This is a genomic window from Rossellomorea vietnamensis, assembly GCF_001305855.1.
In the GTDB taxonomy this organism is placed as follows: Bacteria; Bacillota; Bacilli; order Bacillales; family Bacillaceae_B; genus Rossellomorea; species Rossellomorea vietnamensis_A.
Genome location: NZ_LIXZ01000005.1, coordinates 160,647 through 181,517, shown reverse-complemented (window position 1 = coordinate 181,517; position 20,871 = coordinate 160,647). Strand labels below are relative to the sequence as shown.

Below are 20,871 nucleotides of genomic sequence, written 5' to 3'. Positions count from 1 at the left end.
GTAGGTTCTACGATAACCATGCTATCTATTCCGGTACCCCGTTCACCATATGGGAAACCATCTCTTCTTCCGTGTATGCAATCATGCCATTCTTACTGGCAAAATCGAGAGGGTAGATCCGATAGTTTTTGTAATGATTCTCAGAGACAAAAGTCGGCTGAAATCCAATGGTTGGGAAGCTGATTTTGGAACCTGCCGGATTCATCGTTTTTTCGACCTGAACCGTAACCATGCCACCGATATCCTTGAAATCATCCTTCTGACCGGAAAGGAAATTCCCAAGTGAATAAATGACAACGGCTTCCCGTCCATCACTCGTTTTGTAGGTCTGAATCGGCTGCAGGACATGTGGATGATGTCCGAAAATGATGTCGACCCCATTATTCGTCAACACCTTTGCAAGTCTCTGCTGTTCCTCAGTAGGAAAACGCTGATATTCATTTCCCCAATGTAGGCTCATGATCACCAAATCAACGTCCATATTTTTGGCTTTCTGGATTTCCCTGATCATTTTTTGTTCATCTATTACATTAACTAAATACTCTTTTCCTTCAGGGACAGGAATTCCATTTGTACCATAGGTATAAGAAAGAAGGGCAAATTCGATTCCATTCACATTAAAGGTACGGATCCGGCTTTGGTCTTCCCGGCTTTGAAATGCCCCTACATACGGCATGGAAATCTTCCCATAATAATCAATGGCATTCAACAGACCTTCCTCGCCCTGATCCAACGAATGATTATTGGCAGTCGTCACCGCATCCACTCCAACCTCCTGCAGTGTTTTAACCACGTCTTGCGGACTGTTGAATAGAGGATAGCTCGAAACGCCCAGCTCCACACCACCCGGGGTTGATTCCTGGTTGGCAATCAGAAAATCGGGTGCAGAAAGCATATCCTTCACGGGAGAGAACATTGGTGTAAAATCATATCCATTTTGGTTTTTTGCATCGTTATAAACGGTATCATGAATGAGGATATCCCCGATTGCAGCAATGGAGGCACTGGCTTTGATCGATTTGCCCGATGCCTGCACCTCCCTGGTCGTATGGAGGAGAGAATTTAGTTCAACTCCTTTGGAAGAGGTGTTCCAGTCGTCATACTGCCTGTTTAGTAAAAATCCTATCACCAATAGGAACGGGGTACAGAGAATGATCCCTGTTATTATTCGCTTATTAATCATATTCATCATCCTTTATTATGCACTACTTCCATTTTACAAAAAAAGAAGCAGAAACGGGGAGAAATTTAGAGAATTCTGAAGAATATTATCATTTTATCGGACCATGTTTTATATCCATCATCTTTCTCAAATGAAAGAAGCCCTATACCCGGATGCGTCCAATAAAAAAAGCCACTTATGCGAAGGTATCCCAGAGTCGGGTACCAAGTGCATAGGTCGCTTTTACACTAAAGCCATTTAATTTTGGGTTCTGTTTTATTTTTGATCCGGACAATATTAGCTCTGTGTCTGTAAATGACAAAAATAGTCAGAATGCCAACTACAATGATGAGTGGAATATCCCTGGTGAAGATCGAGTAGATAAAGGCAAGTACCGCTGCAATCATAGAAGAAAGGGACACATACTTCGTTGCGTACAGGCAAATAAAAAAGACAGCCAGTAAAATTAAGAATAAGATGTAATTGTACCCCAGAAGGACACCAGCTGAGGTTGCCACTGCCTTTCCTCCCCTGAAGTTTGCGAAAACGGGATACATATGACCGATTACGGCAAATACCCCTGCAAGCAGCATATGAACGTCACTAGCAAACAACAAAGGCAGCAAGGTAGCCACGGTTCCTTTTAGAATATCCATGATCGTCACAATCATTCCGGCTTTCACACCAAGGGTTCTGAACGTGTTCGTTCCCCCGAGGTTTCCGCTCCCATGTTCACGGATATCTTTACCGTAAAACGTCTTACCGATCAGTAAACCTGATGGAATGGAACCCAGTAAATAAGAAAGTATGAGTATAAGGGCAAAAATCATCATCACTGCTCCTTTGAAAATAACTAATCCGTTCTTTATTTTAACATGTTTTCCCTCTAATGGGGAGAAAATAAGCGAAAAAATTAGTACCTGTTCATAAAAGTAGATATTATAACATGAAATTCCACCTTCTCCGTCCTCTGGTGAATGAAATATGTTAAAATGAACACACTTTACATAGTTGAAATGAAGGTGTACACAAATGCAAATACTTTTAGCAGCTTTTCAATGGGTGGCCTTCATGGTGGCAGGATCCATTGCCGCACCCATTGCGATTGCAGACTTGTTCCAGTTGTCCCCGGCTGATACAGCCGGTTTCATTCAGCGGACGATATTCGTTTTGGGGGTGGCGAGTCTTATCCAAGCCCTGTTTGGTCATAAACTTCCGATCAATGAAGGACCGGCAGGACTGTGGTGGGGCGTTTTTGCCATTTATGCAGGGTTTTCCGGAACTCTTTATAGCAGTCACGAAGAAGTCCTTTCCGTACTACAGGGAGGCATGATTGTCAGTGGAGTGATTTTTTTCATTTTGTCTTCCACAGGGCTCCTAAAGAAGTTATCTTCTTTATTCACGCCAACCATCACGTTCATTTATTTGATGCTGTTAATTCTGCAATTAAGCGGATCCTTTATTAAAGGGATGTTCGGAATCCAGCATGAAGGACAATCCATGGAGCCGCTTGTCCTGCTGGGGAGTATTCTGACGATCCTTGCAGCATTATACTTTTCAAGCCATAAGGTTAAGTGGATTCAGCAATATTCCATCATCCTTGCCCTGCTCGCCGGATGGCTCATATTCATCATCATGGGGCTTTCTGAGAGTACTTCCGTTTCAAACAGCTGGTTTTCTTTACCTCATGTATTCGTATTCGGAGCACCCGTGTTTGATACGGGAGTCATCGTGACCTCCATATTCATCACTTTCCTGTTAACGACCAACATGATCGCTTCCATACGGGTGATGGAAGAAGTGATGAGAGCAAAAGGTGAGCCTACGTATGAACGGTATACGAAGAGCGGCTTCGCCTCAGGACTGAATCAGTTGTTCGGGGGAGTGTTTTCTGCCATTGGCTCAGTACCCATTTCAGGCTCTGCAGGGTTTGTTGCTGCCACAGGAATGTATTCCATCATCCCGTTTATCATAGGCAGCGTGATCATCATGATCATCAGCCTGATCCCAAAAATCATGAATCTATTCGCAAGTCTTCCTGCGCCTGTCGGGTATGCAGTGACGACGGTCATCTTCATCAAAATGGTCGGACTCGCACTATCCGAATATCGTAAAGAGGAAGACGTAGAAAGAATTCACTTTGTTGCGGGGATCTCCCTCATTGTCGGGGTCGGAGCCATGTTTGTTCCTGCCGCTGCCTTTAAGGACATGCCGGTCGTCGTTGCTTCGATTTTGAATAATGGATTGATACTGGGAACGATAACAGCAATCATAGTGGAACAGTATATAATCAAAAAGACCAGCAACCAGTAGTGTGCTGGTCTTTTTATCTGTCGAAAAAGGAAGTAAACTGTATGCCCACCCCTCATTCATCATAAACTAAGGCAACAAAGGCATTTTCTTTTACAACATGTTTACCTTTTGTATAATGAGGGTATCCCTTCTATGTTTAGTAAAATTTCTCAGTACATAAAGCAGGTGTAAAAATGATTGAATTCCAAAATGTAACGAAAGTCTACGAAGACGGGACAGAAGCCATAAAGGGTATCAACCTAACGATCCCAAAAGGAAAGCTTGTTGCCTTGATCGGTCCCAGCGGATGCGGGAAAACGACAACGATGAAGATGATCAATAAACTAATCGCTCCATCAGGGGGAACCATCCTGATTGATGGCAAAGACATTTCCGAAACGGATGAAGTGGAGCTCAGGCGAAACATCGGATATGTCATTCAGCGGATCGGGCTTCTCCCTCATATGACGATTGAAGAAAACATCAGTCTCATTCCCCGTCTAAAAGGATGGAAAAAGGAAAAATATGAGGGACGGGTCGATGAGCTTCTTAATCTTGTCGGACTGGAACCGGACGTATACAAGAAAAGGTATCCACTCGAATTGAGCGGCGGACAGCAGCAACGGGTCGGGGTGATACGTGCCCTTGCAGCGGAACCACCGATCATCCTGATGGACGAACCGTTCAGCGCCCTTGACCCGATCAGCAGGGAACAGCTTCAGGATGAACTGAAAAGTATCCAAAATTCGATACATAAGACCATTGTGTTTGTCACTCATGACATTGATGAAGCATTAAAGATCGCGGATGTGATCGCAGTGATGCGTGACGGTGAAATCGAACAGATTGCAGCACCTGCTGACCTTCTATCAGAACCCGCCAATGAATTTGTCCGTGCCTTCATCGGTGAAAATCGACTGACTGTTCATACGCGCCCCAAGCAGGTAGCAGACATCATGAGGGATGACGGGAACGATTTTCACCTCCTGCTTGAAGAACAGGAATACTCATTGATACCATTTGATGCATCCATCCACGCAGCGGCAAGCATGCTCCTGTCATCGGGCAAACCTTACCTTATGGTGACGAAAGACGACAGGAAGATCGGGATCGTCACATCAAGTGATATCCTTAAGACGGTAGCCTCAGAAGGGGATAAGGAGGCGAGTTCTGTATGAATACATTTTCCATCATGTTCATCCAAACCATCTCAAACCGGTCCGATGCCATCTTAACGGGATTATTTGAACATCTTTATTTATCTTTTGTATCCATTTTCATTGCGATTGCGATTTCCCTGCCATTAGGTATATACATATCACGAAAGAAGCAATCGGCCGAATTTTTCATCGGGATCACAGCCGTCTTTCAAACGATACCAAGTCTGGCCCTATTCGGATTTCTTATTCCCCTTTTGGGTACAGGCAGCATTACGGCTATCATTGCCCTGACGGTATACGCACTTCTTCCGATCCTAAGGAACACTTACACAGGTATAATCGGAGTGGATGAAGGCGTTATCGAAGCGGGAAGGGGTATGGGAATGACCAACTCACAGCTATTATTCAAAGTGGAGCTGCCGCTGGCCCTGCCGTTCATCATGGCGGGGATCCGGACCGCTACAGTGCTGACAGTAGGTGTGGCCACACTTGCCACCTTTGTAGGAGCAGGAGGACTTGGTGATCTCATCTACCGGGGATTATCCACATGGAATAATGCCCTGGTCCTTGCCGGGGCCATTCCCGCAGCACTACTCGCATTAAGTTTTGATTTCTTATTAAAGATCCTGGAGAAACTGACCACACCTAAAGGGCTGAAAGCAAGAAAATAAAAGTAAAATCCAAAGGAGAGTAAGAATGAAAAAGAAATTACAAGGTTTTATCATACTCACTGTATTATCCATCCTGATCGCAGGTTGCGGAAATGGCGGGGATAAAGATACCATAACCGTTTCAGGAAAGATGTGGACGGAGCAATTCATCCTTACACAAATGATGGCTGAACTTCTAAAAGAAAAGACAGACCTTGATGTAAAAGTCGAGGAAGGATTGGGGGAAGTATCCATCCTCACACCCGCTCTTGAAAAAGGCGACATCGATGTCTATGTAGAATATACAGGAACAGGCCTTGAAGCGGTCTTGAAAGAACAAGCTAAAGAAGGGGCTTCAGCAGATGAAATCCTTTCACAAGTGCGTAAAGGCTATGAGAAAAAGTTCGATGTCACCTGGTTGAAGCCACTTGGCTTTGAAAATACGTATACGCTTGCCTATACCCAGGATCAGGACTTTGATGCAAAGACTTTTTCAGACATTGTGCCACTATCCAAAGACTTGAGCTTCGGTGCACCCCACCAGTTCTATGAACGGGAAGGGGACGGATACGATGCCTTCAGTGAAGCTTATGGATTCAAATTCAAAGACAAGAAAAGCTTTGACCCGAATATTATGTATGAAGCCGTTAAGAACGGGGATGTAGATATTATTCCTGCTTTTACAACAGATGGACGGATCCAGCGTTACAATTTGAAAACGACAAAGGATGACAAGGGATTCTTCCCACCATACGATGCTGCACCGGTCATTCGTCAAGAAGTAGTGAAAGAGCATCCTGAAGTAAAGAAAGTGTTGAATGAATTAGCAGGCAAAATCTCGGAAGAAGAAATGAGCGAATTGAATGCTAAAGTCGATATGGATAAAGAAGATCCCAAAGATGTCGCACGTGAATTCCTTATATCTAAAGGGTTGATCAAAAAGTAAGTATGGAGGGAGTGTCAACGGGAAGGGGGGCAGCGGAATGCAAGAACGCTCCCTGACTTTTCTTTTGACACTTCCTTTCATTTAGATAATTTTATGAAATTTTGAAAAATTAAAGGGAAATATGGTATAAAAGAAGAATAGGACTTAAGAAACAGTTCAAGACTTTATCGAGGATCATTGAAGGAGTGGTAAACAGCCATGGAAAATCCATCACGACAAGAAATCGGAAACATTCTTAAACATTCAAAACGCATTGCAGTGATTGGTTTGAGTGATAATCCTGAACGGACATCCTATATGGTGTCTAAGGCCATGCAGGACCAGGGGTATGACATCATCCCTGTAAACCCTACCATCGAGTCGGCATTAGGAGTAAAGGCTGTATCCTCCCTGCAGGAGATAGAGGGACCGGTTGATATCGTCAATGTATTCCGCCGCTCAGAATTTTTACCTCAAATTGCGGAAGAATTTGATCAGATCGATTCAAGCGTATTTTGGGCGCAGCTTGGTGTAATGAATGAAGAGGCTTATCGCTTTCTAAAGGAACGTGGGTATACAGTCATTATGGATCGCTGTATTAAGGTTGAACATGCTTTAACCAAATAATCCTCACTCGTAACAAGCGGCTCTGACCGCTTGTTTTTTTCGTACAGACCTCACGTAAACAGTTGGAATAATCCTGGGGACAACAGGGCATATTTTAAGAGGTTCACGGAAATTCCATTTGCGAAAATGAAATAAAACGCTACAATAAGCAATAGTGGTTTACCTTAACAAATGATCTAAACAGGTAAACGAACAAACGTTCTTGTGTTATAGTTAATAGAGACATAACCAATAATAGCTTACAAGAACAACACTATTACGGTTAGAGAAGTTTTGAAAGGGGAATGTTCGTGGCCAACCAGAATAAGACCATGGATTACAATGATGATGCCATACAAGTATTAGAAGGCTTAGAAGCCGTCCGTAAGAGACCTGGGATGTATATAGGCTCTACCGATTCAAGAGGGTTGCATCATTTAGTATACGAAATTGTCGATAACTCAGTTGATGAAGCATTATCAGGCTTTGGAAAAGAGATTATTGTTACGATACATAAAGATAATAGCATTTCAGTCCAAGATAAAGGCCGGGGTATGCCGACCGGAATGCATAAGCTCGGGAAACCGACTCCTGAAGTCATCCTTACGGTTCTTCATGCAGGAGGGAAATTTGGCCAGGGAGGGTATAAAACAAGCGGTGGACTCCATGGTGTAGGAGCATCTGTTGTAAACGCCCTGTCCGAATGGCTTGTCGTCACGATTGAACGGGATGGCATGAAATATGAACAGCGTTTCACCAATGGTGGTAAGCCCGCAACCACCCTCGAAAAGATTGGTAAGACAAAAAAATCAGGGACATGTATCCATTTCAAACCCGATCCGGCAATTTTCAGTAATATCACCTATAATTATGAAACTCTTTGTGAGCGTCTTAGAGAATCTGCCTTCCTGCTTAAAGGGTTAAAGATTGAAATCATTGATGAACGACATGATCAAAAAGAAATCTTTCACTTCGAAAGCGGTATACAGGCCTTCGTACAATACTTGAACGAAGAAAAAGACGTCCTTCATAACGTAGCCTTCTTTGAAGGGGAACATCATACGATTGAAGTTGAATTTTCTTTTCAATTTAATGATGGATTTTCAGAGAACATATTATCCTTTGTAAACAATGTCCGTACAAAAGACGGCGGAACCCATGAAGCCGGAGCGAAGACGGCCATGACCCGTGTCTTTAATGAGTACGCCCGTAAAGCAGGGATTCTAAAAGACAGGGATAAAAATCTTGAAGGGACCGATATTCGTGAAGGACTGGCGAGTATCGTTTCTGTACGTATACCGGAACACCTTCTTCAGTTTGAAGGGCAAACAAAAGGGAAACTCGGGACAAGCGAAGCACGATCGGCCGTTGATGCTGTCGTTTCTGAACATCTTCTCTATTTCTTAGAAGAGAATCCTGAAACGAGTTCCCTTCTTATCAAGAAATCCATCAAAGCGGCCCAAGCCCGAGAAGCAGCACGTAAAGCACGGGAAGATGCACGTAATGGAAAGAAGCGTAAGCGTTCTGAAACCGTCCTATCCGGGAAGTTAACACCGGCTCAATCAAGAAACCCCCAGCGTAACGAGCTATATCTGGTGGAGGGAGATTCAGCAGGAGGTTCTGCGAAACAAGGCCGCGACCGCAAATTCCAGGCGATTCTTCCACTTCGGGGTAAAGTCATCAATACGGAAAAAGCCAAACTTCAGGATATATTCAAAAACGAAGAGATCAATACGATCATTCATGCCATAGGCGGTGGAGTCGGTCCTGAATTTAATGTGGACGACATCAATTATGACAAAATTGTCATCATGACCGACGCCGACACGGATGGAGCTCATATACAGGTTCTCTTACTGACCTTCTTTTACCGCTATATGAAACCCTTGTTAGAAGCGGGGAAAGTGTATATTGCACTTCCACCCCTGTACAAAGTGAGCAAGGGGACTGGGAAGAAGCAGAAACTTGAATATGCATGGACCGATGATGAGCTTCAAGGGGCCATCTCCAAAGTGGGGAAAGGATATATGATTCAGCGTTACAAAGGTCTTGGAGAGATGAACGCCGATCAACTGTGGGAAACGACGATGGATCCTGAAACACGCGCGTTGATCCGGGTACGCATTGATGATGCTGCACGAGCCGAACGCCGGGTGACCACTCTTATGGGTGACAAAGTAGAACCGCGCCGAAAATGGATTGAAAGCAATGTAGCCTTTGGATTAGAAGAAGACGGAAGCATTCTCGAAAACGAAAACATTACGTTGCCAGAGGAGGGGTAATAGATGACAACTGTAGAAAGATATCAAGATTTACCTCTGGAAGAGGTGCTTGGCGACCGATTTGGACGTTATAGTAAATACATCATCCAGGAGCGTGCATTACCGGATGCACGTGATGGTTTGAAACCTGTACAACGACGTATTCTTTACGCCATGTATGTGGATGGCAACACTCAGGAAAAAGGGTTCCGGAAATCAGCGAAAACCGTCGGTAATGTTATTGGTAATTATCATCCCCATGGTGATACATCTGTGTATGATGCCATGGTACGTATGAGTCAAACGTGGAAGGTCCGCAACTACCTGGTTGAAATGCACGGCAACAACGGAAGCGTCGACGGAGATCCGCCTGCAGCCATGCGTTATACCGAAGCCCGTCTTTCTGCGATATCCATGGAACTCCTTCGTGATATCGATAAAAAAACCGTGGAGTTTGTTCCGAACTTCGATGACACATCAAGTGAACCGACTGTATTGCCGTCACGATTCCCGAACTTACTCGTCAACGGCTCCACCGGTATTTCGGCAGGTTATGCAACCGATATCCCGCCTCATCACCTCGGTGAAGTGATTGATGCAGCCATCATGCGGATGGACAAGTCGGAGTGTTCGGTCGATGACCTTATGACGGTCTTAAAAGGCCCGGACTTCCCGACAGGGGGCATCATTCAAGGTGTGGATGGCATCCGGAAAGCCTATGAAACCGGAAAAGGAAAGATTGTCGTAAGAGGGAAAGCAGATATTGAAAACATCCGTGGCAGTAAACAACAGATCGTCATAACCGAAATCCCTTATGAAATCAATAAAGCAAATCTCGTCAAAAAGATGGATGAATTCCGCGTGGACCGGAAAGTGGAAGGGATTGCAGAAGTCCGGGATGAAACGGATCGCGATGGGATGCGCATCGTCATTGAACTGAAGAAGGATGCGGATGCGTCAGGCGTCTTAAACTATCTCTATAAGAACAGTGATCTTCAAATCACGTATAACTTCAATATGGTTGCCATACATAACAGACGTCCTAAATTGATGGGACTTCGTGAAATGCTGGATGCATACATACAGCACCAAAAAGAAGTGGTGACCAACCGGACCAGGCATGATCTGAATAAAGCAAAGGACCGTCAGCATATCGTTGAAGGTCTTATGAAAGCACTGTCTATATTAGATCAGGTGATTGCTACCATCCGTGCTTCGAAGGATAAACGTGATGCAAAGGATAACTTAATTCAGAAGTTCCAGTTTACGGAAGCTCAGTCAGAAGCGATTGTCAGCTTGCAGCTTTATCGTTTGACGAATACGGACATTACTGCACTACAGGCAGAAGCGGAAGAATTGGCGAAAACGATCGAAGAACTTACGGCAATACTGGAAAGTGAAAGCAAACTTTACAGTGTAATCAAAAAAGAACTAAAGGCAATCAAAAAGCAATTTGCGGACGCCAGAAGAACTCAAATCGAGGAAAAGATCGAAGAAATCAAAATCAACCTGGAAGTCCTGATCGCCAGTGAAGATGTCATGGTGACCGTGACCCGTGATGGGTATATGAAACGAACCAGCCTTCGTTCCTATTCTGCATCAAATGGCCAGGATCTCGCCATGAAAGAAACAGACAGGCTCCTGGGACAATATGAAATGAATACAACAGATGTACTCCTCGTATTTACAAACAAAGGGAACTATATTTATTGTCCTGTCCATGAGCTTCCGGATATCAGATGGAAGGATCTCGGTCAGCATGTAGGGAATATCGTTCCGATCGACCGGGATGAACAGGTACTCAAAGCGATTCCGATTAAAGAATTTGACCCGGCGCACTACTTACTGTTTGTCACAAAGAACGGTATGATAAAGAGGTCCGAGCTGCCTCAATACAAAGCGCAACGCTATTCCCGTCCACTTGTAGGAATCAATCTTAAAGGTGACGATGAGCTCGTGGATGTCCATATAACAGATGGTTCGAATGATGTATTCATTGCCACCCACTTAAGCTACGGCCTGTGGTTCGCAGAAGAAGATGTGAACATCGTCGGACCAAGGGCAGCGGGAGTAAAAGGGGTCAACCTTAAGGAGGACGACTTTGTCGTATCCGGTAAGATGATAAGAGACTCAGCGAAAGACTTTATTTTCCTTGCTACGCAGCGAGGGGCCGTGAAGAAAATGAAACTAGCTGAATTCGAAAAAACGTCAAGAGCTAAACGCGGTGTCATCATGCTCAGGGAATTGAAAGCCAATCCTCATCGAGTGGTGAGCATAGAAGTAGTTAAAGATACAGATAAAGTAGGACTGTTAACAACAAAAGGAAAAGCAGAAGAAGTAAACGTCTCAGACTTTAGACCAAATGATCGCTATTCAAATGGTTCATTTGTGATTGACGAAGGGGAGAGCGGTTCTGTCTGCGAAACCTGGGCAGAATCCCGGACATCCGAAGGAAAAGAATAGAAATTCTCAAAACGACCAGAATCACTTCTGGTCGTTTTTTCCATAAAAGAGGTGCGGATGAATGATAAATGTATATTCATTCATCATTGTAGTACAATACCGGCTGATGATTGTACTACAATTCATATTCTTTCACCAATATTAATCTAGCTGTTGAAGGTGAATCTTTTTTTTGATAGATTAAAACAGTGTCTGAATGGGTAAACATACATAGGCTCATACATTATTTGTCAAATACTAAAACATCTAGGGGGTACATTTATGGAGTTATTAACAAGTATCGTAGGCACCTTGAATGATTACATGTGGTCATACATACTGATCGTCGCACTGATCGGACTGGGATTATACTTCTCGTTACGAACAAAATTCGCACAGTTCCGATATTTAGGAGAAATGGGGAGACTATTAACTGACAAAACGACCATTTCTTCAGAAGGAAAACGGGGGATATCTTCGTTCCAGGCATTCACGATCAGTACGGCTTCACGTGTCGGGACCGGTAACCTTGCCGGTGTGGCAACAGCGATCGCAGGCGGAGGACCTGGAGCTGTATTCTGGATGTGGCTTATTGCCTTACTGGGAGGAGCAACCAGTTTCGTGGAAAGTACACTCGCTCAAATCTATAAAGTGAAAGATGGGAAGGACGGTTATAGGGGTGGTCCTGCATACTATATGGAAAAAGGATTAAATGCCCGTTGGATGGGGATTCTGTTTGCAGTCATTATCACCTTCTGTTTTGGTCTCGTATTTAATTCGGTCCAATCTAATACGATTTCACTCGCTATGGAAGAAGCGTATTCATTCGATCGCATGACGGTCGGCATCGTACTGGCTGTGTTAACCGCTCTCGTTATCTTCGGTGGTGTGAAGCGGATCGCCAGTGTCACTCAGATTGTCGTGCCGATCATGGCCGTCCTTTATCTGATTCTGGCTTTCTATATTCTCATCTCGAATATTTCGATGCTTCCAAATATGTTCGTCGTCATCTTTGAAAATGCATTCGGTATCCGGGAGGTAGCAAGCGGCGGTGTCGGAGCAGCCATCATGATGGGAATCAAGCGTGGATTATTCTCGAATGAAGCGGGTATGGGTAGTGCACCTAACGCAGCGGCGTCTGCCGGTGTCACGCATCCGGTTAAACAAGGCCTCATTCAAACGCTTGGTGTTTTCACCGATACATTGCTCATCTGTACTGCAACTGCCTTCATGATCATCTTATCCGATCAATATACTACCGGAGTCGATGGGATTCAACTTACACAGGCAGCTCTAAGCTTCCATGTGGGGTCATGGGCAGATACCTTTGTAGCTGTCGCCATATTCCTGTTCGCCTTCAGTTCCATCATCGGAAACTACTATTACGGGGAAACCAATATCGAATTCATCAAATACAGTCCGGTCTCTCTATTTATCTATCGAATCGCCGTTCTTGGCATGGTGATATTCGGAGCGGTGGTGAAACTGGATATCGTATGGAGCTTAGCCGATCTATTCATGGGTCTGATGGCCATCATCAACTTGATTGCCATTACGTTACTGGCCAAAATTGCCATTGCTGCATTAAAGGATTATAGAGAGCAGAAAAGGCAGGGGAAAGATCCTGTTTTCTACTCTAATTCGATTAGTGGGTTAAAAGGAATCGAAAGCTGGGAAGCAAAGCCTGAAACAAGGGAAGAACAATAGAAGTAATGGACCAGCCTGGGAGATTGGCTGGTCTTCTTTCTTTTTAAAGAATAAAAAGATGGATAATGATTACATAGAATTACCTTCTTTGGTGAAAATAATAGCGAATAATTTTCCACTGAGGAGAGAGAATCATGAGAAAAGAATTACTATTTGCATTCGGTGCTTTCTTTATTATGTCGCTCCATGCCATTGCAGGGAATTTTGCCGCAGAACCGACGGAAAAACAACCGGTAAACGAGATGACTGTAAAAGTATATAAAAAAGATGTGACCGGTGATGGTAAGAAAGATACAATCACACTCAAAGCGATTCCTTTTTCTCCTGATGCCCTGTTTCTCAAGCAAATCTGGGCGGATATCAAAACGTCCATGGGGAGCGATATCCGGATTGATTATGAGGGCGGTTATGAACCGAAAATTCAATTCGTTGATTTAAATCATGATGGAATTAAGGATATGCTGTATTCAGCTGCAACGGGGGGCAGCGGCGGCCTATACAATATGGCTCTCCATACATTGGCCGACAATAAGCTCGTCGATATCGGACTCCCTGAGCCCCTTACGATTCAAGCTCAGTTTGAAGATCAGTACAAGGCATCCATTACGTTTGTGGATACAAACCAATCCTATACAGTGGATTTAAGCGATCGGAAAGAGGATTACGAAAGACTGGGGATTTATACCGACGGAAATCTAAATGAACCAATGGAATTGATGGTGGGACCGTATGCCTTTTTCGAACCGGTGAAAATCTTTGGAAAACGCGGTAAAGGGCTGAAGGGTTATCAGCAAATCAGTGGCGCCTATCATGCTGATGGAATCGGTACAGCCACTTCTTATTGGTATTATGAAAAAGGTAAATGGAAGTTGATTAAAATCAAGTGGAGAGAAAATTGAAAGGGAACCGTTTCTAGGCAGGTGTCATACTCTGTTGTAAGCCCATTTTTGTAAAGGAGGCTTATACATGAGTGAATTTAAGCCTGAAAAGTTAACTGTTCAATATCTGCTGCCTGCATCCATCTTCAATCCGATCGATAACAGGAAGTACACGTTAACCCATTCCGATACGACAGGTGAACTATACTTAAGTATCGGGTGCCACTATGATCTTGAAAAGATCAATATGACCATGAGGGACGAAGTGTTGGGCGAATGGAGACGAAACCTCGGTCAATATACGCTGTCCGGAACTGTATATGTCAGTGGGGGAGAATTTGATCAGCAGCTTTCAAACGTTCGATTCATGATTTTCAAGAAGGAGCTGCCATTAGCGCTCGCAGCAATGGTGAACGGGGATAAAGGCTTTTACACGTATTATCCATGGCTCCTTGATGCGCCCATTATCATCTGCTTCGAATCCATATTTCCTGAATATCAGCAAACGTTGTATTTCGGAACACCAAGACAATATCTCATTAAATAATGCACAAGCATAGAGAGGACTGTAGGGACTCTTTATGCTTTTTTTCGGCTTATTAAATATTGAGAAAAAACTTGTAGGAGTATGAATGATTGCGAAGGTATTATGTAAACTAAAGTAGATGAACAGCCAAAATCAAGGAATCAGGAAAGGAACACGATTTAGATAATATTCGATTACAACCTAAAATAATCAGATAATAGCATATGAAATATGATAAATATGATAAAACCGAAACATCATCACGTGTAATTAATGAGCAGCCAGGCAAATATAAATCGGATTGAACATTTGATAACCCAAAACCGGACGAGAAATCATAAATTATTGATTATCTCAATTTTTTCTTCTGTCTCATTATAAACAGTATACTTGTGATACGAGACTGAATTTGACTTTTTAATTCAGGTTCCTATAATTTACATTATGTCTACTAGATTTTTTTAAAATGTTTTAACTTTGCGCACTTCCCCTCCTTYATAAAAATAAGACTTTACGAGAAATTTTTTCCCTGTAAAGTCTTATTATTAAGTATTGTTTATTTGGTTGTTATAATTGAATAGAATTCTTCTTTAAATTCCCGGTCTTTTTTTAGCCAAGACTTAAATGTTGCAGGAGTAATTTTTATTTCCTTACAGATTTCATCTATTGTCATAGATTTTTTATAGAGTCTCAAAAAAGATTCTTTACGGTTCTTTACGGCTGCTTTTGTCATTTTTATTCTGCTTTCAGGTATCTTGTTAGCATCTTGAATTGTTTCTTTATCAAATACTTCATATTTTCTCTTTAAATATAGTTCCATATCTTGATAAAGCCATTTTTTAAACAAATGAATGGTCTTTCTTCCTGTAATAAAGATTCGAAAATACTTTTTATCGGCATATAATCTAGAGTTGAAATTTCTTCTTTGTAGCTCTAAATTTAACTTACTCATAAATGATTCCGAACCACCTACAAAACTGACTATCCTTTTTTCAAAGTTAACAAAGCCATCCCCATCAAAATATCCTCTAACAAAATGACTAAAATACTCGTCTGGAATTTTCGGCATTCTAAGAGAAGTTGATTTGTCACTAGTCATTCCGTGTAAATCTATTAGATCATATTTCATAACCTTACTTCCAATAATTAATGTGTGAACATCTGTGTTGTTTAACACTAATGGATGATTCGACTGTAATTCATTCCTGATCTTCTCAAGTATGTCAGGATCCTTTTGAGAAAAACAAACCGTGTGATTTCGGCTGCTAATATGACCATCAGCTGCAAAAAACCCGAGTATATAGGCCATGTTATTGCTCCAGGTCTTAAAGAAATCCTCATTAACTCTGTATTTTCGCTTCCAGCTTCCGTGCGGGGTTCTTGCCACCTTATTCTTTTGTAATACTGAATTGATATAACGGGTGGATACATTGGCTCTGCGGGCGATTTCAGCGGTCTTTTCCCCTTCTTCGTACATCTGTATGATTTCAGTTATTTCCAAGGTGCATTTCTTTTTTCTTGTCATGTTAAGCACCACCTTCAATCATTGTGTATCTCTATTATACAGAACAAATGTTCGCAAGTCGAAAAACAAGCACTAAATTAAACTTGAAATTTTTAAAAACCAGACACTCCCATCAATACAGTAAGCAGCACTGATAAACACTGGTTGGAGTAAAACCATTTTCGTGTGCATGTATTCCTTTTCACGGTAATAAATTCTTATCATAGGATATAGATAAGAATTTATCGTTATATGCTCAAATTGGTTAAGAAAGCTGTGATTAACAAGATGAAAAACGATAAGGATAATCTCTTTTCATTTCAAAATCTACAGGAAACCGGAATTTCATTTGGCCAGGTCTTTGAACATATTTTGAAGTTCATGCAATCAGATCCATACGGTCACTATCGATTAATGGTCGGGACTGATTCTCAAGTTCATCACTCACATACGACCTTCATAACAGGAATTGTAATTTTAAATGAAGGAAAAGGTGTGTGGGCATGTATAAGAAAAGTGTTAATCCCAAGGAAAATGCTGCAATTACATGAGAGGATTTCATATGAGCTATCTTTATCCGAAGAAATTGTTTCGTTGTTTACAGAGGAACGAAAAAATAAGTTAATTAATATCGTCCTTCCTAATATTTATGAGGGGGCTACATTTAGTATGGAGGGGCATATTGATATTGGGAATGGAAAACAAAATAAAACAAGTAAGTTTGTGAAGGAAATGGTCGCAAGGATGGAAGCGATGGGAGTGGAACCGAAAATTAAACCTGATGCCTTCGTGGCTTCCAGCTATGCCAACCGTTATACAAAATAAAGCCCTTCATTTTTTGAAATCTCAGAACTGCTCCTCCCTGTATAACTCAGCGCTCTATGAAAGAGAATGTATGCGGAGTTTCGATTCTTTTTCCACCAGTTGTGAAGAATAACAAAAGATGCCCGGGACAAAAATCCCAGGCATCTTTTTTACTTTCTGCTTATTTCTCCATTTATCTCTCATTTACTGCATTATCTGTCTGAAATTCGATGAAAGAACATATGTTCTAATACTCTTTATACAACAAAATCAATAGTTCTTAGCGTTGCTTTTCCCTTTTACTCAGGTTCTCCCTCAACAGGAACTTTTGAATTTTTCCACTTGCATTACGTGGAAGTTCCTCCACAAATACATATTCACGCGGCCGTTTATAATCTGCTAACAGATCACCATTCTTCAAAAATAAATCCAGATCCCCTGATGAAAGAGAAGGATTTTTCGAGACCACTACTGCTAAAACATGCTCTCCCCATTTTTCATCAGGCTGTCCGAGGACAGCGACATCTAACACTTCTTCATGAACATGCAGGGCATCCTCTACTTCACGCGGATACACATTCTCCCCGCCTGTAATCACCATATCATCCACCCTGTCAGCCACATACAGATATCCTTCTTCATCCATGTAACCTAAGTCACTGGAGCGGTACCAGCCTTTATACAACGCTTTTTCCGTCGCTTCCTTCCGGTTAAAGTATTCAAGCATCGTGCATGAGCCCCTGACAATGATTTCCCCCACTTCACCAGGTTTACACATATCTTCAGGATCAGAAGGACCGTACTCATTGGGTCTTACCACTCGTATTTCATGGTTATAAGCGGCACGACCGGCAGAACCCGCCTTCGTTAACTGCTCATCCTGAAGCAGGAACGTAACCGCTGGCCCCATTTCCGTCTGACCATACGCCTGAATCAGGTCGACATTCATCGTTTCATGAAGAGCCTTGACAAGAACAGGCGCCATCGGGGCAGCCCCATAGAGACCGATTCGAAGTGATGATGTATCATACTCCTCCACCCCATGCTGGAGAAGCATATTCCACATTGTTGGTGCCGCAAAAAGGTTGCTGACTTTCTCACGTTGGATCACATTCAATACGGTCTGGGGATGGAACTGATGAACAATGATATTTTTCGCTCCCGCTTGCACCCTTGGAAGGAAACAGCAATGAAGCTCGGCACAATGGAACATCGGTGCAGTCACAAGTCCGATGTCATTTGGTGTAAGCCCCATAACCGATGTACAGATCAAGCTCTGCTCCGCCATATCACGGTGTCTGTGGAGAACCCCCTTTGGTCTGCCAGTGGTCCCGCTCGTGTACATGATGGCATAAATGTCCGTTTCTTTGACTGAAAAATCAGCTAGTGACGTGGAACAAGGACTCACTACCTCATTATAGCTGTGAGCAAATTCTGGAGCATTGTCCCCCACATACCAAAAAAGGGTCTGAGGAAAGTTCTTGGATATCCCTTCAATCGGGCGGGAAAGAGCTTCTTCAAACAGCACGACCTTTGGCTCAGCATCCTTTAATATATAGTGGATTTCCTGCCCCTTTAACCTGAAATTAATTGGATTGATCACGGCACCAATCTTTCCACACGCAAAATAAACGTTGGCCAGTTCCAGCGTATTAAATAGATACGTAGAAACCCGGTCTCCCTTTTTCACACCTGCTTTCAAAAGGGCATTGCCCACACGATGGACTTCATCCTGCCACTCTCCAAATGTTAACCGTTTACCGGTCTTCTCTTCTACAATGGCCTCCTTATTTCGGAATTTCATTACCGTTTGATCAAAAATAGATCCAGTCGTTGCGTACATTTTTCTCCTCCTCTTATAAAACGGACTCTTTACTGTCCAACACCTACTCATTAGTGTTCGTGACGAATATACGTTTTCCCTTCTGTATAATCTGATAATTCAGAAATAAAGGATTAAAAAAACCACCCTCTCATAAAACTGACTGAGAAAGTGGTTTTAGATCAACAATTTATGACGCTTTTTGCTCACTCATGATGACATTCAACTTACGTTTAGATAATACATTAAAAAAGATATTAAGCCCTATTGCCGTTAAACTGCCTGCAACAATTCCATTATCCGTCAAGATCTGGATGCTTGAGGGCATTTGTGCAAAAAGTTCCGGTACGGCCGTAACCCCGAGTCCCATACCCACCGAACACGCAATAATCAACAGATTCTCCTGTGAAGCAAAATTCACGTGACTCAGCATTTTTATTCCGTACGCGACCACCATACCGAACATGGCGACCATCGCGCCTCCCAATACAGAAGCGGGAATCACCGTGGTGAGAGCCCCTATTTTCGGGACTAAACCGAGGATTACAAGGAAGGCACCAGTTGCATATATCACATTATTTCGCTTCACACCCGATAGCTGAACCAATCCGACGTTCTGGGAATACGCCGTATAAGGAAAGGCGTTGAATAATCCACCCAGGACGATGGCTAATCCTTCTGCACGATAACCTCTTGCTAAATCTTCTTCTGAAATCTTTTTATCAGTGATATCCGCCAGGGCAAAGTATACGCCCGTTGATTCGACCAGGCTGACCATGGCTACAAGAATCATGGTGAGGATTGCTGTTATTTCAAAAGTCGGCATCCCGAAGTAGAATGGTTTCGCCATATGAAACCACGAAGCATCGCCAACAGCACTGAAATCGACTTCTCCGAGAACGAAAGCGACAGCCGTTCCTGCCATCAGTCCGAGTAAAATGGATACTGAGCGGACAAAACCTGTAAAGAACTTATATAAGAATAATATGAATACCAACGTTCCAAACGCTAAAGACAGATTTTCCAATGAACCAAAATCGGCACTTCCCTGACCGCCTGCCATATTGTTCATGGCAACAGGGATCAGTGTGATCCCAATGATGGTCACGACAGAACCCGTCACGACAGGCGGGAAAAAGCGGACGAGCTTCCCAAAATATTTACTGATGGCAATGACGAATAGACCTGAAACGAGAATCGATCCGTAGATGGCGGAGATCCCATATTGACCTCCGATCGCAATCATGGGTCCGACCGCCGTGAACGTACATCCGAGAACAACCGGTAGTCCGATCCCGAAGAATCGATTACTCCACACTTGCAGCAAGGTCGCGATTCCACACATGAAAATATCAATGGATACAAGATACGTAAGCTGTTCTCCCGAAAGTCCAAGGGCCCCTCCGACAATCAAGGGGACAATGACCGCACCCGCATACATAGCAAGAACATGCTGGATACCAAGTGAAGCCAGTTTAAGAGGCTGATTCTTCATGATACAGTCGCCTCCTCTTGCTTGAATTGTACTTCTCCGTTTTCAAGGGACTCGATTTCAGCTAAAGATTCCACTCTATAGCCGGTATCTCGAACGAGTTTCCCGCCGTTTTGAAATGACTTTTCAATGACAATTCCGATTCCGGCGACTCCCGCTTCAGCTTGGTTCACTAAGTCGATCAACCCCAATGCTGCCTGGCCGTTTGCCATAAAATCATCTATCAATAAAACTCGATCATTTTTTTGTATGTACTCTCGTGAGATGGAAATTGTATTTTCTTCTTGCTTGGTGAATGAATACACCTTTGAAGTAAGCACTCCTTCTGTTAGCGTCAACGATTTCTTTTTACGTGCAAAGACAAGGGGAACATTCATTTGAAGTGCAGCCATCACACCAGGAGCAATCCCTGATGATTCAATGGTCAGTACCTTTGTGATTCCTTCCTCTTTGAAACGATTGGCAAATTCTTTCCCTATTTCCATCATCAGTTCCGGATCAACTTGATGATTAAGGAATGAATCGACCTTTAATACCGTTTCTGAAAGGACGACACCCTCCGCTTTGATCTTATTTTTTAATAAATTCATGAATAAACCACTCCTTTACCTGTTGTAGAGACTAAAAAACCCAAAGGATA

The 20,871-nt window shown here is 42.9% G+C and carries 17 protein-coding genes; 11 read left to right on the top strand and 6 right to left on the bottom strand.

What is annotated here, in order from left to right; all coding sequences use genetic code 11:
* Positions 1-25 precede the first annotated feature (25 nt).
* Positions 26-1,183, bottom strand: a complete 1,158-nt coding sequence (locus tag AM506_RS08335; RefSeq protein WP_060672033.1) for a CapA family protein — start codon at positions 1,181-1,183, stop codon at positions 26-28.
* Positions 1,184-1,410: 227 nt separating this feature from the next.
* Complete coding sequence (plsY, locus tag AM506_RS08330; RefSeq protein WP_060672032.1) at positions 1,411-1,992, bottom strand: glycerol-3-phosphate 1-O-acyltransferase PlsY; 582 nt, start codon at positions 1,990-1,992, stop codon at positions 1,411-1,413.
* Positions 1,993-2,194: 202 nt separating this feature from the next.
* On the opposite strand from plsY, the gene AM506_RS08325 reads away from it, so the two are divergent.
* From AM506_RS08325 to AM506_RS08280, 10 genes are all read left to right on the top strand, one after another.
* Positions 2,195-3,475 carry a purine/pyrimidine permease gene (locus AM506_RS08325; protein WP_060672031.1) on the top strand — a complete coding sequence of 427 codons (1,281 nt, stop codon included), beginning with the start codon at positions 2,195-2,197 and terminating at the stop codon, positions 3,473-3,475.
* Positions 3,476-3,648: 173 nt separating this feature from the next.
* A complete protein-coding gene (locus tag AM506_RS08320) occupies positions 3,649-4,632 on the top strand; it encodes an ABC transporter ATP-binding protein (protein WP_060672030.1) in 984 nt (327 codons plus the stop codon).
* Positions 4,629-5,285 carry an ABC transporter permease gene (locus AM506_RS08315; RefSeq protein WP_235576078.1) on the top strand — a complete coding sequence of 219 codons (657 nt, stop codon included), beginning with the start codon at positions 4,629-4,631 and terminating at the stop codon, positions 5,283-5,285. The genes AM506_RS08320 and AM506_RS08315 overlap by 4 nt, the downstream gene beginning before the upstream one ends.
* A 25-nt stretch (positions 5,286-5,310) precedes the next feature.
* Entirely contained in the window at positions 5,311-6,210 is a 900-nt protein-coding gene (locus tag AM506_RS08310) for an ABC transporter substrate-binding protein (RefSeq protein WP_060672029.1), read from the top strand.
* 198 nt (positions 6,211-6,408) lie between these two features.
* The gene (locus AM506_RS08305; RefSeq protein ID WP_060672028.1) at positions 6,409-6,816 is read left to right on the top strand and encodes a CoA-binding protein; all 408 of its coding nucleotides are present in this window, start codon (positions 6,409-6,411) and stop codon (positions 6,814-6,816) included.
* Between the two features lie 290 nt (positions 6,817-7,106).
* A complete protein-coding gene (parE, locus tag AM506_RS08300; RefSeq protein ID WP_327205526.1) occupies positions 7,107-9,077 on the top strand; it encodes a DNA topoisomerase IV subunit B in 1,971 nt (656 codons plus the stop codon).
* 3 nt (positions 9,078-9,080) lie between these two features.
* On the top strand, positions 9,081-11,519 hold the full coding sequence (gene parC, locus AM506_RS08295) for a DNA topoisomerase IV subunit A (RefSeq protein ID WP_060672026.1): 2,439 nt from the start codon (positions 9,081-9,083) through the stop codon (positions 11,517-11,519).
* A 261-nt stretch (positions 11,520-11,780) separates the two neighbouring features.
* On the top strand, positions 11,781-13,205 hold the full coding sequence (locus tag AM506_RS08290; protein ID WP_060672025.1) for an alanine/glycine:cation symporter family protein: 1,425 nt from the start codon (positions 11,781-11,783) through the stop codon (positions 13,203-13,205).
* A 134-nt stretch (positions 13,206-13,339) separates the two neighbouring features.
* Positions 13,340-14,104 carry a hypothetical protein gene (locus AM506_RS08285; protein WP_060672024.1) on the top strand — a complete coding sequence of 255 codons (765 nt, stop codon included), beginning with the start codon at positions 13,340-13,342 and terminating at the stop codon, positions 14,102-14,104.
* Between the two features lie 67 nt (positions 14,105-14,171).
* The gene (locus tag AM506_RS08280; RefSeq protein ID WP_060672023.1) at positions 14,172-14,630 is read left to right on the top strand and encodes a staygreen family protein; all 459 of its coding nucleotides are present in this window, start codon (positions 14,172-14,174) and stop codon (positions 14,628-14,630) included.
* Positions 14,631-15,165: 535 nt separating this feature from the next.
* On the opposite strand, the gene AM506_RS08275 is transcribed toward AM506_RS08280, so the two are convergent.
* Positions 15,166-16,134 carry a helix-turn-helix domain-containing protein gene (locus AM506_RS08275; RefSeq protein WP_060672022.1) on the bottom strand — a complete coding sequence of 323 codons (969 nt, stop codon included), beginning with the start codon at positions 16,132-16,134 and terminating at the stop codon, positions 15,166-15,168.
* Positions 16,135-16,401: 267 nt separating this feature from the next.
* Here AM506_RS08275 and AM506_RS08270 point away from each other — a divergent pair, with 267 nt between their 5' ends.
* Positions 16,402-16,938: a ribonuclease H-like YkuK family protein gene (locus AM506_RS08270; RefSeq protein ID WP_060672164.1), complete on the top strand. Its 537-nt coding sequence runs from the start codon at positions 16,402-16,404 to the stop codon at positions 16,936-16,938.
* Positions 16,939-17,197: 259 nt separating this feature from the next.
* Here AM506_RS08270 and AM506_RS08265 read toward each other — a convergent pair whose 3' ends face one another.
* From AM506_RS08265 to AM506_RS08255, 3 genes are all read right to left on the bottom strand, one after another.
* Positions 17,198-18,760, bottom strand: a complete 1,563-nt coding sequence (locus AM506_RS08265) for a long-chain-fatty-acid--CoA ligase (protein WP_060672021.1) — start codon at positions 18,758-18,760, stop codon at positions 17,198-17,200.
* Between the two features lie 169 nt (positions 18,761-18,929).
* Positions 18,930-20,234, bottom strand: coding sequence for a nucleobase:cation symporter-2 family protein (locus AM506_RS08260; protein ID WP_060672020.1), 1,305 nt, complete (start codon positions 20,232-20,234; stop codon positions 18,930-18,932).
* Positions 20,231-20,821, bottom strand: coding sequence for a xanthine phosphoribosyltransferase (locus tag AM506_RS08255; protein WP_060672019.1), 591 nt, complete (start codon positions 20,819-20,821; stop codon positions 20,231-20,233). Before AM506_RS08255 ends, AM506_RS08260 begins: the two co-directional genes overlap by 4 nt.
* Positions 20,822-20,871: the final 50 nt, after the last annotated feature.